10 protein-coding genes are annotated in these 14,819 nt (G+C 36.2%); 9 read left to right on the top strand and 1 reads right to left on the bottom strand.

The annotated features are described in order from the left end of the window. Nucleotides 1-107: 107 nt before the first annotated feature. From ACN5L8_RS03365 to ACN5L8_RS03325, 9 genes are all read left to right on the top strand, one after another. Entirely contained in the window at nucleotides 108-2,975 is a 2,868-nt protein-coding gene (locus ACN5L8_RS03365; RefSeq protein WP_419172295.1) for a hypothetical protein, read from the top strand. Between the two features lie 319 nt (nucleotides 2,976-3,294). Next, complete coding sequence (locus tag ACN5L8_RS03360; RefSeq protein WP_419172294.1) at nucleotides 3,295-5,871, top strand: hypothetical protein; 2,577 nt, start codon at nucleotides 3,295-3,297, stop codon at nucleotides 5,869-5,871. Nucleotides 5,872-5,997: 126 nt separating this feature from the next. Further along, nucleotides 5,998-7,620 (top strand): carboxyl transferase domain-containing protein, encoded by a 1,623-nt coding sequence (locus ACN5L8_RS03355; protein ID WP_115363396.1) that lies wholly within the window; start codon nucleotides 5,998-6,000, stop codon nucleotides 7,618-7,620. 22 nt (nucleotides 7,621-7,642) lie between these two features. Then, the gene (locus ACN5L8_RS03350; protein WP_419172293.1) at nucleotides 7,643-8,437 is read left to right on the top strand and encodes an enoyl-CoA hydratase-related protein; all 795 of its coding nucleotides are present in this window, start codon (nucleotides 7,643-7,645) and stop codon (nucleotides 8,435-8,437) included. Between the two features lie 6 nt (nucleotides 8,438-8,443). After that, nucleotides 8,444-10,348: an acetyl/propionyl/methylcrotonyl-CoA carboxylase subunit alpha gene (locus tag ACN5L8_RS03345; protein ID WP_334678353.1), complete on the top strand. Its 1,905-nt coding sequence runs from the start codon at nucleotides 8,444-8,446 to the stop codon at nucleotides 10,346-10,348. An 11-nt stretch (nucleotides 10,349-10,359) separates the two neighbouring features. After that, on the top strand, nucleotides 10,360-11,274 hold the full coding sequence (locus tag ACN5L8_RS03340; protein WP_419172292.1) for a hydroxymethylglutaryl-CoA lyase: 915 nt from the start codon (nucleotides 10,360-10,362) through the stop codon (nucleotides 11,272-11,274). Further along, a complete protein-coding gene (locus ACN5L8_RS03335) occupies nucleotides 11,274-12,089 on the top strand; it encodes an enoyl-CoA hydratase-related protein (RefSeq protein WP_115363388.1) in 816 nt (271 codons plus the stop codon). The genes ACN5L8_RS03340 and ACN5L8_RS03335 overlap by 1 nt, the downstream gene beginning before the upstream one ends. Beyond that, on the top strand, nucleotides 12,046-12,447 hold the full coding sequence (locus ACN5L8_RS03330) for a hypothetical protein (protein ID WP_115363386.1): 402 nt from the start codon (nucleotides 12,046-12,048) through the stop codon (nucleotides 12,445-12,447). Before ACN5L8_RS03335 ends, ACN5L8_RS03330 begins: the two co-directional genes overlap by 44 nt. Further along, nucleotides 12,434-12,763, top strand: coding sequence for a hypothetical protein (locus ACN5L8_RS03325; RefSeq protein ID WP_120405034.1), 330 nt, complete (start codon nucleotides 12,434-12,436; stop codon nucleotides 12,761-12,763). The genes ACN5L8_RS03330 and ACN5L8_RS03325 overlap by 14 nt, the downstream gene beginning before the upstream one ends. Here the strand turns inward: ACN5L8_RS03325 and ACN5L8_RS03320 are convergent. Next, nucleotides 12,744-14,792 (bottom strand): ATP-dependent helicase, encoded by a 2,049-nt coding sequence (locus ACN5L8_RS03320; protein WP_115363382.1) that lies wholly within the window; start codon nucleotides 14,790-14,792, stop codon nucleotides 12,744-12,746. The genes ACN5L8_RS03325 and ACN5L8_RS03320 overlap by 20 nt on opposite strands. Nucleotides 14,793-14,819 lie beyond the last annotated feature (27 nt).

Here is a 14,819-nt window from a genome sequence, read left to right as displayed (position 1 = left end):
TTTCAAGTGAAAATAATAGTAGGGGAAACTTACTGTAGTGATCAGTTACTCAAGAAATCTTAATAAATAACCGATAAATTAAGAAGAGTTATATTGTGAGGAAGGAAATGAGAGCTTTAAATTCAATATTGATTTTGATCTTTGCCACTCAGACAACATTTGCGAATGATATTCGCTTAGATTCGTCTCAAGTCGTGCAAGCATCTCCATCCAGTCTTGATGGTGCTGCGGGGAATATTTCACTAGAAGCTAGCGCCTCTCGAGCTCAGCAGGGGATGATTGAATATACGGTTCAAGAATACGATGCTATGAGTGAATTTGATAAGCCGGATAACTCAATTCTTTCTATAACTGAATTTAGTGATTCAGTATCAGTTGACCAGTACTTAATGAGTCCTGCATATAATACTGATCTTTCTTATAGTAGAGATATAAACCTAGAATATAATAATGAGCCTAAAATAAATATCGATAGTTCAAAGTTTAATTTTAATTATCGATTCGATGACGATTCATCCCGGCCATGTGGGTCTTTAGAAGGATTTTCGACTGATGAAAGTGTATTTAAGAGCTTTTTAAGCTTTGGACGTGACTACCAAGTTTTTTCATCTGTATGTAAGGATTATCTTGAAGAATTTGATTCTTCAGAAGGTCTGACAACTAAATTAAATTCTCAAAGCTATTGTGGCTGTGTAGGTGACTTAGCATCTGAAGAAAGTCATGCAGACTTATCAGATGATGATGTTTTAAATGATTTCCAAAAAAGCTTTTATCAAAATATTATTGCTAATCGAGTAACTGACTTTCTTCAGACATTAAGAAAGAATGCGCACCGATATCAAGACTTAGATAGAGCTGAAGATATTTTCGATTTTGAAGCAGGTGACTTTGGATGTACTGAAGATGATATTGATTCGATGGCCAAAGAGCTTAATCAGTGTTTTGAGGGGCCTGCAGCTGCTCTAATTGATGAGAAGAATGGATTTAAAGATGAATTTCTATTCTTAAATAGTAAGGCCAATAATAGAATTTCTCAGATCTTTAAGAAAGCAAATGAAGAAATTAAAGATTTAAGAGAAGATCATATTGGTCAAGGCTCTAGTCGTAATAGAAAATTCATGAGAGATGGTGGCGATGATGAGCGTATTAGACGAGCAGGTCAAAAATTCTCAGATTTATTTATTGTAGGTTATGCTAAAAATAATGATGGTACAGGACGATTTCCTGATGAGTATTTAAGTCAAGTAAGAGACTTCTTAAATAGGAATCCTCTTTTAAGACAAGAATTTCATGCTCACAAACAGCGTTATGTGGACATGTACAATGTTAAAAAGCGCACAGAGCTTAGAAGTAAGGGGATCGCTATGTCTCCTGTTGAAAAAACAATTTATGATATATCTGATGAACATGAAAAGCACTTTGCTGGAATGTTTGCAAAACTTTTAAATGAAAAGTTAATGATCAATCTGGGTAAGAGACCAGAGTATAAAGACAATGCTAATTATAATGAAGAAATTGTAAATGGTATAATACAAGGAAACCCTGAAACATTTGCAAGTATAAGAACTTCGATGGCAGATTATTTAGCGTCTAGTTATGAGGAAAATATGGGCTCTTGTTCTCAAAAGATACAAAAGCTAAAAGAGTCTTGTGATCCTGCTAATGCAAAACAGGTAATGACAAATGTTAGTGCGCAAGAGTTTATCGATGCAAATAGTGAATTAGATAATGATTCAAGTGTTAAAAATTCTAAACTATATTGTGAAGTACTAAATCGTGAATTAATTGATACGACAGTAGCAAACTCTAGAGCAGGAGAGGTTAAAACATTAACACCACAGCAAGTTTACGCTGAAGTTAAAGAATCAGAAAAACAAAAAGTTTTCTCAGATAGCCCAGACTCTACAGATACTGCTTCTGGAACAGAAACTATTGTTAATACAACAGAACGTGGAGATCAGATCCTTGATAATAGTGGACCAGAAATCGATGATGCTGTTGCAACTTCAACGAGTACTCAAACCACTACTGAAGAAAACTACAATTTCTCGGAGGCAGCGAACTTATTAGATAATATGAACTCGTCTAATAATATTCCAGATTCAAACGTGATAGATGGTAATACAATGCAAGCAATTGTATCAAACCCAAATACATCAGTTGAAGAGATTGAGTCAGTTAAAGATCGTATTGAAAGAGAAGCACAAAATATTGAAGAAGAGCTAGAAAAGAGTGAAGAGTCAGTATCTGCTGCTCAAGTTGATGAAAATAACGCTCTTAAAAAAGAGTTAGATGCCCTTAGGGCACAGATCTCTGAGCTAAACTCTGCAATTGCAAGTCGTGATAAGAAAACAGAAGAAGAAAATGAAGATAGTCTAAACGAAGAAGAAAAAGTTGTAGAAAAACCTCAGCCTACTTCAAATAACTTTGCTGGCTTTGGTTCGGGGAATAATGTACGTAGAGACAATGCTTTTGCTCCACAACAAGCGAGCCGTGCTACAACAGGTAGTGCCGCTGTTCCAACAGCTCCGGCAGCGACATCATCATCTTCATTCTCTTCGGCCGGACAAGGACTTTCTGCAATAAATAAATTAGGTGCAACTGGAGGCCTAGGATTATCTGGAAACTCTGGATCTTCTAGAGCTGTTAGCGGTACTGTTTCTAATTCAAATATAGCTAAAAGCGATCAAAGACTTGTTGCAGAGGCAATTTCAAATGGAAGCACTAGCGTTGTTCTAACAGATGGACGAGTATACTATATTGGTCAAGATGAAGAAGGAAACGTTATTCTATCTGAGACTGCCGAAGAGGTGATGGCCGGTGTAATGGGGCCAGAACAAGAGGGTCCACAATTACCAAAGCCTAAGGCTGAAGATGGGCCTAAGCGAGAAATTGCATCAGAAAAAGATGAGACAGCAGTACAAGAAGAAAGTATTTATTCTAAATTTTTAGATGCTGCAGAAATATCAGAGTAGTAAAACTTAATATATTTATAATATATATTGGCCATCTTAGGATGGCCTTTTTTTATATTTATTTTAAACATATTCCACACTTTATTGGCGCAAAGAGTTTTTATTCATTAAATACCATTTATTTTTTATTTCATCTTAGTAAATCAATTTATAGGTACTTATGTATTAATGAAGTTTTCTCTGTAAACTATATATGTAGCTATAGTCGTTCTTTGAGATAATAAAATCCTCGAGACGACCTCTATCAATAGATTTTGGTCACTTTAGGAATCAGTTTAACTATCCGATGGATAAAACAGATCAAGTATCTAGGAATAAAATGAAATTTAAAACGATTATAATTACTCTATTCTTTTTTCAACAATCAGTTTACTCAGCTTCCTCTAGTTTATTTGCTTTAACAACACAAGGGGGAAGTCTTAATAGTCGTGACCTTCAACAGCAGATTGAACATTATCAAAATGTATTTGATCACTCGAGAAGATCTCAATCAATAGACTACAATAATCCTACCAGCAATATGAGTGAACTCCCTCCGTCAGTATTATCAAAGTCAATATTTTCAAATAGTGGCGACTGTTTTGGAAGTGTTGTTCCACAACAGACACCTTTGAATGTTGTGACTGACTTAGAAGATGATCTCAAAGATCGAGCCTATGCCTGTCGCTATGATCTGTATAGTTTTGATACTGAAAAACCTAGCGAAAAAAAGATTAATGTCGATCAATATTGTCGCTGTGTCGATAAAGTCGCAGCAACTTCTCCTGAGAAGTTTGTTATACCTGATAATTCTTTTGAAGCCTTTAAGAGTAAGTCCTATAACAGTATTATGGCAAATAGAGTTTATGACCTTTTTAATTTAATAGAGTCCAATGCCTTTAGTTTTAATAAATACAAGGAACAATATCATATCAATAATGGAGCTTCTCCAGACTTTTCTTGTACAGAATCAGATATTGATAAAATAAGTGAAAAAATTAAGGGATGCTTTAATACAGATATTAAAAATGCCTTAGATGAAAAATTTGAATTATCATTTAGTGCAAAAGGTTTTAGAGACGGTGATGGCAATCTAAAAGATGCAAAGATTCGCTTAACACATATTTTTGATAATGCTACTGACAGAGTAAATGAGTTTTACGGTAGTGATAACAGGAGAGTATCAGATTCTTCACAAATTATTGATCTTGTGTATAACGAATTTAATAAAGAAAGTCATGGGGTTGATAAATTTAGCGATGAGTATCTCGGAAGAGTTAAAAATTTTATTGAATCAAACGAACTATTTCGACACGAATATTATGGCCATCGTCAAAAGGCGATTGCTGAAGCGGATGAAGATAATCGTATTCGCTATTACCAAACAAGAGGTAATGAAGGTACATTGAATTATAAAGAACGTATTTTTTCGACAAAAGATGAAAATGATTTCATCATAAGTTATTTAACAACTCTAAATATTAATTTCCTTAAAAATGTAGTGAATAATTTCGATGATCTTGAAGAGGTATCAAATTTTCTAAATGATCTCGATAAGTCAGAAAACTTGACTGTAAAAAGAAAGGCTAACTCAATTTTTTGGAAAACAATTCATAACTCTAATAAAGAACTTGTTGATGAGTGTAAAGATAGAATTGAAGCACTAGAATATGCCTGTGATCCAGCTAATACAGATGAGGTTATGGAAGGTATTACGGCCGTGGAATTTTCTAAGTCCAATGAAAACTTTGGTGGGCAAGATATCTTTTCTGCTAAGTATTATTGTGGTTCAGTCGGAACAGCAATTGATACAAAAGTTGCTTCTAGTTATGGTAAAGTCTATCGTTCAACGGCCGATACAAGTACAATTTTTAACGATATAAAAACATCTTATTCAAATGAAATTGCAAGCTTTAGTGAATCTGGAACAAAGAATAAATCGTCATTAGTTGACTCTTCATTTACAACAAATAAACAACCTATTACTGAAGAAATTACAGATAATACTTTTGATCAAAGTGCTGAGTATTTATCTAAAAACTTGGAACAAAGAGAAAACTTACCAAATCAAATGGATGGGCAAAATCTAGCATCCTCTATAGTTCAAAATAATTCTATTAAATCGTCTCGTGATGAAACTTACTCCGACAATAAAGATGAGATTAGTGATGTTATAATTGATCAAGATGAGAAAATCACGAGTGATTCTACTGATCAATTAAGAGATACCGAAAATAGTCTAAGAAAGCAGATTTCTGAATTACAAAATCAAGTCGCTGAATTTACAAAAAATGTTAATAATAGAAAAAAATCGCAACGTGATAAACCTTCGAATACAAAGAAAGCTGCTAGCGCTTCAAATGAATTAGAGAATCCATTTAATAGAAGCTCTAATAATATTAGTAGAAGCAGTGGAGCAATAATTCCTTCTGTATCTAATATTGCCCCAGGTCCTCCAGCCACTGCTTCTAGTAGGTCAGCTTCTTCTGGTAGTTTCTCATCTTCAACCTCATCTGGAACTGCATCTGGAACTTCATCGATCGTTAATAATGGAGGAATGAAGCTCGTAGCAAACTCAAATAATGCCCAAACAATTAAACTCGATGATAATGTCATCAATTCTCAAGATAGAAAGTTAGTAAAAGAAGCGCTTCAAAGCGGAAGTAATATCGTTGTATTGGCAAATGGCGTTACTTATTTCATTGAGCATGATGAAAACGGAAATGTAATCCTGTCTGAGTCTTCTGAAGAACTGGAGGCCATAGCATTTAGTTCATTTGTTGGCCCGCGTCTTCCAATGCAAGCTAATGAGATCAAGCAAGTGGCCGGTCGCAGTATTGCGTCTGAAGTTATTGAAAAAACAGATGAGGATAGTATTTATATGAAGTTTCTTAACGCTGCTGAGGCCATAGAGTAATATTAAAGACCTTCCTTACATCTTCTTGGGTTTTGCGGTGCATCATAACGTGCCTTGCCTTGTCAAAATCTATGATAAATAGATAAAATTGCTCAGTTTTATTACAAATATTAGAGGCAATTTTCTATGACTAATTCGCAAGATACGATTTCGATTCATTCGAAAGTCGATCGCACTAGTGACGACTTTAAAGAAAACTTCAAATTTCATTTTTCAAATGTTGAAGAACTTAGACAAAGAGTAAATAAAGCTCATCAAGGTGGAGGAGAGAAGTCTGTTTCACGTCACCATTCACGAGGAAAACTTTTACCACGTGAACGTATTGATAAGATCCTCGATGCAGGATCTCCATTTATTGAACTTTCATCATTAGCAGCTAATGGGATGTACGGTATGGATATTCCAAGTGCCGGTATTGTTACTGGTATTGGAAAAGTTCATGGTGTTTGGTGCATGTTTGTTGCAAATGATGCAACTGTTAAGGGTGGAACATATTTTCCAATGACTGTGAAAAAGCACTTAAGAGCCCAAGAAGTTGCACGTGAAAACCGTCTACCATGTATTTATCTTGTGGATTCTGGTGGAGCATTCTTACCGATGCAAGATGAAGTTTTTCCTGACAAGGAACATTTTGGAAGAATTTTTTATAATCAGGCACAAATGTCTGCTCAAGGTATTCCACAAATTGCCGTGGTTCTAGGATCATGTACTGCTGGTGGAGCTTATGTACCTGCAATGGCAGATGAATCAATTATTGTAAAAGATAATGGAACGATCTTCTTAGGAGGACCTCCTCTTGTAAAGGCCGCAACAGGTGAGGAAGTAGACGCTCAGACTCTTGGTGGTGCCAAAGTTCACACAAGTGACTCTGGTGTTGCTGATCACTTTGCAGAAGATGAAGAGGACGCATTAGCGATTACTCGCTCAATTGTTGAAAATACAAATTTCATTCAAAATGAAGATGACTTTAATTTTGAAATGCCAAAATATGATGCAGAAGATATCTATGGAATTCTACCTAGAGATACGAAGAAGCCATTTGATATTCGTGAAATCATTGCTTGTATTGTTGATGGATCACGCTTTCATGAATTTAAAGAAAAGTACGGGCCAACACTAGTGTGTGGTTTTGCTAAGATCTGTGGTGAAAGAGTAGGAATTGTTGCTAATAACGGAATTCTTTTTTCTGAATCAGCAATCAAAGGCTCTCACTTTATCCAACTTTGTGGGCAAAGAAATATTCCACTAGTATTCCTGCAAAATATTACAGGGTTTATGGTTGGTTCTAAATATGAAGCAGAAGGTATTGCAAAGCATGGCGCTAAGATGGTTACAGCTGTTTCTACTGTAAACGTACCAAAGTTCACTGTTGTTATTGGTGGATCATTTGGTGCTGGAAATTACGGTATGTGTGGACGCGCTTATTCTCCACGTTTTATGTGGATGTGGCCTAATGCACGTATCTCAGTAATGGGTGGAGAGCAAGCTGCTGGAGTTCTTGCGACAGTAAGACAAGATGGCCTTAAAGCAAAAGGTCAGGCTCCAATGACACCTGAACAAGAAGCTCAGTTTAAACAACCAATCTTAGACAAATATGAAGAAGAGGGAAGTGCTTATTATTCAACAGCTCGACTTTGGGATGATGGTGTAATTGAGCCACATAAGACACGAGATATCTTAGGTGCCGCTATTAAAGCAAGTAAACAAGCACCAATAGAAGAGACTAAGTTTGGTGTCTTTAGAATGTAATGAGAATTGAGAAGGAGTTTATATGAGTGGATATATTAAGGAATTAAAAACGAGTGGCGAAGAGGCCGGTGTATGTTACATCACTTTAAATCGCCCAGAAGTACATAATGCTTTTAACGATGAGATGATTGCTGCTCTAACAGAAGAGTTTCTTGGACTTGAAAGCGATGACTCTGTAAGAGTTGTTGTTCTAACAGGTGAAGGGAAGTCTTTTTGTGCGGGTGCTGATCTAAATTGGATGAAGCGTATGAAAGATTATTCGATGGAAGAAAATATTGCTGACTCTAAGAAATTAGCAGGACTTTTTCATGCGATTAATAATCTTTCAAAACCAGTTATTGGAAAAGTTAATGGAGCCGCCCTTGGAGGTGGTGTTGGACTTGTTGCTTGTTGTGACTTTGTTATTGCAAGTGAGAGTGCAAAATTTGGTTTAACAGAAGTTAATCTTGGACTTGTTCCTGCTGTTATCACTCCATTTGTTATTGCAAAAATTGGAGAGTCAAATGCTCGCCATCTTTTCTTAACTGGTGAGAGATTTGACGGGAAACGCGCTCTTGAGATTGGTCTTGTTCATCAAGTTTCACTTGATCGTTACTACGATGCCGATATTGTACATATGGCAAAACAACTTATTAAAGTTGCTCCCAAAGCTCAAAGAGAAGCAAAAAAGCTTATTTTTGGTGTTAAAGAGAGACTTGGAAATACTGAAGAAGTTACTGACTACACTTGTAATGTTATTGCAAAACAAAGAATTTCTGATGAAGGTCAGGAAGGGATGAGTGCATTACTAGAAAAAAGAAAACCAAACTGGAAATAGAATAATATGAAAGAAATAAATAAAGTTCTTATTGCTAACCGAGCTGAAATTGCATTACGAGTAATTAAGACTTGTCGCAATCTCGGGATTAAAACTGTCACGCTTTATACTTTTGAAGAAAGAAACCTTCCTCAAAGAGAATTTGCTGATGAATCTTATTATTTAGAAGGAAACCTTCTAAGTGAAACTTACCTAAATATGGATAAGATTATTCAAATCGCAAAAGATAGCGGCTGTGATGCAATTCACCCTGGTTATGGTTTCCTATCTGAGAACGCAGAATTCAGTCAAAAAGTAACAGATGCAGGTCTTATCTTTATTGGCCCTACACCCGAGCACATTATTCTTATGGGTGATAAGAAAGGCTCAAAAGATAAGATGATCGAAATTGGTGTTCCTGTTATCCCTGGATATAATGGCGAAAACCAGGATCCTGAACTATTGAAGTCACAAGCTGATAAGATGGGTTATCCTGTCCTTATTAAAGCTTCTGCTGGTGGTGGTGGAAAGGGAATGAGAATTGTGGAAAGTTCTCAAGACTTTTTAGCTGAGCTCGAAAGTTGTAAGCGTGAAGCTTTAAGCTCTTTTGGTTCTGATATCGTTCTTATTGAAAAATTCATCACTAGCCCACGACATATTGAAATACAAGTTGTTAGTGATACTCACGGTAATCACTTCCATTTCTTTGAAAGAGAATGTTCAATTCAAAGACGTCATCAGAAAATTATTGAAGAAACACCTTCACTTGCTTTAGGTGATGAACTACGTAAGGCCATGACAGACGCTGCGATTAAAATTACGAAATCGATTAATTATCACGGTGCTGGAACAATTGAGCTTATTTTAGATGGAAACGAATTTTACTTCTTAGAGATGAATACTCGTCTTCAAGTAGAACATCCGGTAACAGAAATGGTAACGGGGTTTGATCTAGTTGAATTACAACTAATTGCAGCTAGTGGTAAAGCATTTGATTTCACTCAGGATGATATTAGACAAATTGGTCATGCGATAGAGTGTCGTATCTACGCTGAAGATCCTGACAATGACTTTATGCCTGCTATTGGCCGTCTCGAATACATAGGTGATGCTATCGACGGTGTACGTCTTGATACAGGTTACAAGAATGGAAATTCGATCACAGTAAATTTTGATCCTATGATTGCTAAAGTTATTACTTGGGGTGCAGATCGTGATGAAGCGATTGGGACAATGATAGCTGGATTAAACCATCTACCTTTTGAAGGTTTAACTACTAATAATGACTATCTTGTACGTATTCTTAAGCATGATGCATTCTTAAAGGGTGACACATATACACACTTTGTTAAAACATACGAAGAAGACTTGGCCCCTGCTGAAGTTTATGCAGAAGAAATTGCAGCTACATTAGCGCATGACTTCTTAAGAGATAATATCCTTTTCGATTCTTTTAGAATGAGCGGTGAGTCTTTAGAAACTCGCCATTATATCGTTGATGGTAATGAGCTAACTGCTACTTTTAAATTTTCTGGCGTAAGCTCACTCATCGTACGCTTCTTCGATTTTACTTTTGCAGTTGATATTGAAGAAGATGCACTATGGGTTAATGATGTTCCATTTCATATTTTAACTCAAAAGAATGCATATATTGTTAATAGTAAACGAGTTGAAGCAAAGAGGCTTGTTGCTAAACGCTCTGGTGCCGCTACTGGTGAAGCCGGTGATATGAGTTCTCCAATGCCTGGAAAAGTATTGAAAGTACTCGTTGAGGCAGGGCAGTCTGTTTCAGTTGGCGATGCACTGATTGTAATGGAAGCAATGAAAATGGAACATACTGTAAAAGCATCTCGTGACGGAAAAGTCGATGCAATATTAGTTAATGAAGGTCAGACGATTGATGGAGGAGTCGAGTTAGTCGAACTGGCATAATTGGATAATTTATGAGTAATTTTAGTAAAGAGATTAAAATTGTTGAAGTTGGTCCTCGTGATGGCCTACAAAATGAAAAAAGTTTTGTAGAAACCGAAGATAAACTAGAGTTTATTCGTCTTCTAAGTGAGACGGGACTTAAGACTATTGAAATTACAAGTTTTGTTCGTCCGGATAAAATTCCTCAAATGAAAGACGCTGCAGATCTTTATCCTAAAGTGTTAGAACTAACAAAGGGCAAGGGGATCTCAACTCCTTGTTTAGTTCCTAATTTAAAAGGTCTCGAGGTCGCTAAGTCTTTAGGTGTAAAAGAGATTAGTATGTTCACTGCAACTTCTAATACTTTTAATCAAAAAAATATAAATGCGACAATTGAAGAAGCACACGCTCGTCAAGTCGAAGTCGCTCGTGAAGCTAGTGATGCTGGAATGAAATTACGTGGCTATCTTTCAACAGTTTTTGGTTGTCCTTATGAAAAAGATATTGAGGATGAAGCCATTATTGATGGGATAAAGAGATTACTTGATTTAGGTTGTTATGAGATTTCTTTAGGTGACACTATTGGTGTTGCAAACCCAGTACAGGTTAGACGAATTACTAAAATGATTGCAAATGAGTTTGATCTTAATCAGATGGCCATGCATTTTCACGATACAGAAGGTATGGCCTTAGCAAATATCTATGCTTCTCTGGAAGAGGGGATTACTGTCTTTGATTCATCTGCTGCAGGTCTTGGTGGCTGTCCTTATGCAAAAGGTGCCAGCGGAAATGTTGCAACAGATGATGTGGTTAATCTTTTAAATAAATTAGGATGTGATACTGGTATTGATATGGATAAGCTTCATGCTGCAAGTGAATTTATCACATCAAAGATTGGACATCAGGCTCCATCGAAGTTTTTTCAAGCATATAAAGGAAGAAAGTAATGGCAATTTACGGATACGAGTTTGAGCAATTAAAAGTTGAAAAAAACGGACATGTATTATGGCTAAGTTTAGATAATCCTAAAATGGCAAATGCCATTACAAATAAAATGATCGCATCTCTTACTGAAGTCTTAGAATATGCTGATACTGATAGTGAAGTTAGAGTTATTGTTATAAGTGGAGAAGGAGATAACTTCTGTGCTGGCGGTGATATTAAAGCGATGCAGGCCCGAAAAGGTATGTTTGCAGGTGAGCCATTCGAGTTAAGAAACCGTTACTCTAAAGGAATTCAAAATATTCCTCGTACAATCGAAAAATTACAAACACCAGTTATTGCAATGGTTCACGGAGGTGCTATCGGTGCAGGTTGTGACTTAGTTGCAATGTGTGATCTTGCTATCGCTAGTGATGATGCAAAATTTGGTGAAACATTCTGTAAGCTATCTCTTGTTCCTGGAGATGGTGGACCTTATTTTCTAACTCGAAAAGTTGGTTATACTAAGGCAATGGAGATGTATCTTACAGGTCGTATTTATACTGCTAAAGAGTCGATGCATATGGGTCTTATCAATAATATTGTAACGGGTGAGGATCTAAAGCTTGCTGTTTCTGCTACTGCAAATGAAATTGCGGCCAATGCTCCTGTTGCTGTACAATTAACTAAAACAGCTATGAAGCGTGCTAGTCGTGATGATCTGGAAAGTCATTTAAATCTTATGAGTGCATATCAAGGAATAGCTCAAAGAACTAATGATCACTTTGAAGGACTAAGTGCTCTTAAAGAAAAACGTAACCCGGACTTTAAAGGTAACTAAGATTAAATTCTTAATTTTTTTAATATTTTTTGTTTCCTGCTCACATACTCTTTATACTGGAGATGGTGAGCGTCTATTACATATTTCAAAGCATGCCAATCGAGAAGTTATTATTCTAAAAGGTGATCACACTAACGATAATATGTTTTATGGAACCTTACCTAAGGTACATCACGTAAAAATGGGAAATGATTTCTTTAGAAGACGTAGTGAATATGTTTCGAGAGTAGAGATAACTGAAATCGAAACAACATGGTATCAGTGGGTCAAGTTTTTAAGTCTGGGTTTATTTTCACGCAAGGATGTAAAAGTTAGGGCCGTGACAGATATTGGGGAGAATGAATATGAAGTTTATTAATCTTCTCTTTGTTTCACTCTTAATTACTTCTTGCGCAAGTGGTGTGAAGTTAAATAGTCAGTTCTGTGCTTCAAGAAATGGTGTTTGGGCAAAAAAAGATGAAGTCCTTGATTACAAAGCATCCAAGAAAGTTGTTGGCTTTGGTATAGAAGAGAGACGAATAAGAGATATTCTTTCTCAAAGAAGTTATGACTGTCGTAAAGTAAGCCGTATGCGCGTAAGAATCGATCAGGATTTCTTCGATGCTCTTTTAAGCCTTATACCTGGTTATTCTTCAAACACAGTTACAATTGAATTTAATCTAGAAGATTCATAAGCCCTGAAAAGAAGTCCTTTTTATATTTATCAACTTCTTCTTGGCTTTCAAGGTGACCAAAGTTTTGGCGATCTTGTTCCTGATAAAACCTCTTGGCATCATCAGTTACAATAAAGCGAGAGCGATGTCTTGGAAGCATATTCCCATATATCTTTCTCTCTTTACACACTGTCATGATAAGCTTTTCTTGTGCTCGTGTAATTCCAACATAACAAAGTCTGCGCTCTTCAGCGTCACCTTCGTTATTAATGATTGTTCTCTTATGTGGAAGAAGTTCCTCTTCAACTCCAATCATATAGACTTGTTTAAATTCAAGGCCTTTAGATGAATGTAGTGTCATAAGAGTTACTTCATTCTTTCTAACATCGTCATCTTCTTCATCGTCATCTCTTGAATCTTGAGAGTCTTGTAGCATTAGTTTTTCTAAAAATTTAGATAATGTTGCAGACTCTTTAAAGTTTTCAGTAAAACGAGCTGCTGATTCTATAAAGAAGTGAATATCATCTTTTCTTCGACTTGCCTGTTTTGCTTGATCGTAGCACTTATCGATGTATTCAAAGTATTTTAGGTCTTCAATTAAGTTTGTTATGGCCTCACTAAGTGAATACTTATCAAAGTAATTCTTTGTGTTCTCAATTAGCTTAACAAAGTTTTTTATCTTTTCTTCACGACTTCCTGCAAGTTCTGGCGATTTCTTCATCGCAGAAAATAAGTCAATTTCATGGGCCTCACTTTCTTCAAGAAATTTCTCAAGTGTTCTTATACCGATTCCTCGACTTGGAACATTTAGTACCCGTCTTAATGCCATTTGGTCGGCCGGATTACGGATTACCTGAAGGTAGGCCATGATATCTTTTACTTCTTTCTTCTCGTAGAATTTTTGACCACCAATAATTGTATAAGGAACTTGTGAAAGCCTTAGTTGTTCTTCAATTGGTGCTGCTTGTGTATTTGATCGATATAAAATTGCAATGTCACCTAAATGTCCACCTTTTGACTGGTGGGATACAATATCTTCAACAACGATTTCTGCTTCGTGATCAGTATCCGCTAATTCCCAAAGAATTGGCTTCATATCACTTGGCTTATCTGACCACAGTGTTTTATCACGACGATCTTTATTCTCTTTAATAACTGAGTTTGCTAATTTCAAAATAGGTGAGACTGAGCGATAGTTTTGCTCAAGTTTTACAACTTTAGCTCGTGAGTAGTCTCTTTCAAAACCAATAATATTAGAAATATCGGCACCTCTAAATGAATAGATGGCCTGGTCATCGTCACCAACTACACAGAGATTATCATGGGCACATGTTAGATGACGAATAAGTCTAAATTGTAATGGATTAGTGTCTTGGTATTCATCGACCATGATATAGCGAAATTGTTCTGAATATTCGCGGGCCAACTCTGGGTTTTCATCAAAAAGTCTAACTGTAAGTAGTAGAATGTCATCAAAGTCGATTGCATTATAGAATTTCAATTTATCTTGATAGAATTCATACATGAAGTTAACTGCATGATCGTATGGATCTTCGCCGTCAAAAAACGGTGAGTCTGCAAAGTCTTCTGGTTTTATCCCTTCATTTTTTAGCTTACCAATCTTAGATGCAATGATCTCTTTTTTAAATGCACCTTTATTATCGTGATAAAGCCTAAGGCCTTCTCGTATAATACTTAATTGATCTGTTTGATCATAGATTGAAAAGTTCTTATGATAACCAAGATGAGTAATCTCTTTTTTTAGAATCTTAAGCCCTAGAGAGTGAAATGTTGCAAGGGTCATTCCTCTTGATTTTTGTTTACCAAGTAGGGTAATAACGCGCTCTTTCATTTCCTTTGCGGCCTTATTTGTAAATGATACGGCAAGGATACTCTTTCCAGGAATATGAAGGTTGTCGACCATGTGCGCAATTCGGTAGGTAAGAGTTCTTGTCTTGCCACTACCTGCACCCGCTAGAATTAGCACTGGGCCATCGATAGTCTCAGCTGCTTCGCGTTGTTTGTCGTTTAATCCTGCCAATGAAATCATATCCTATAATGTGCCCTCCTAGAGCTG

The sequence above is a fragment of the Halobacteriovorax sp. genome, assembly GCF_048381875.1.
Lineage (GTDB): Bacteria > Bdellovibrionota > Bacteriovoracia > Bacteriovoracales > Bacteriovoracaceae > Halobacteriovorax_A > Halobacteriovorax_A vibrionivorans.
The sequence above is the reverse complement of the archived record's forward strand: the minus strand, read 5'-3'. Positions and strand labels throughout refer to the sequence as shown.

Excerpts from the sequence above, each read along its gene's own strand:
- ACN5L8_RS03365 (WP_419172295.1), top strand. The coding sequence starts at position 108 with ATGAGAGCTTTAAATTCAATATTGATTTTGATCTTTGCCACTCAGACA.
- ACN5L8_RS03360 (WP_419172294.1), top strand. The coding sequence starts at position 3,295 with ATGAAATTTAAAACGATTATAATTACTCTATTCTTTTTTCAACAATCA.
- ACN5L8_RS03355 (WP_115363396.1), top strand. The coding sequence starts at position 5,998 with ATGACTAATTCGCAAGATACGATTTCGATTCATTCGAAAGTCGATCGC.
- ACN5L8_RS03350 (WP_419172293.1), top strand. The coding sequence starts at position 7,643 with ATGAGTGGATATATTAAGGAATTAAAAACGAGTGGCGAAGAGGCCGGT.
- ACN5L8_RS03345 (WP_334678353.1), top strand. The coding sequence starts at position 8,444 with ATGAAAGAAATAAATAAAGTTCTTATTGCTAACCGAGCTGAAATTGCA.
- ACN5L8_RS03340 (WP_419172292.1), top strand. The coding sequence starts at position 10,360 with ATGAGTAATTTTAGTAAAGAGATTAAAATTGTTGAAGTTGGTCCTCGT.
- ACN5L8_RS03335 (WP_115363388.1), top strand. The coding sequence starts at position 11,274 with ATGGCAATTTACGGATACGAGTTTGAGCAATTAAAAGTTGAAAAAAAC.
- ACN5L8_RS03325 (WP_120405034.1), top strand. The coding sequence starts at position 12,434 with ATGAAGTTTATTAATCTTCTCTTTGTTTCACTCTTAATTACTTCTTGC.
- ACN5L8_RS03320 (WP_115363382.1), bottom strand. The coding sequence starts at position 14,792 with ATGATTTCATTGGCAGGATTAAACGACAAACAACGCGAAGCAGCTGAG.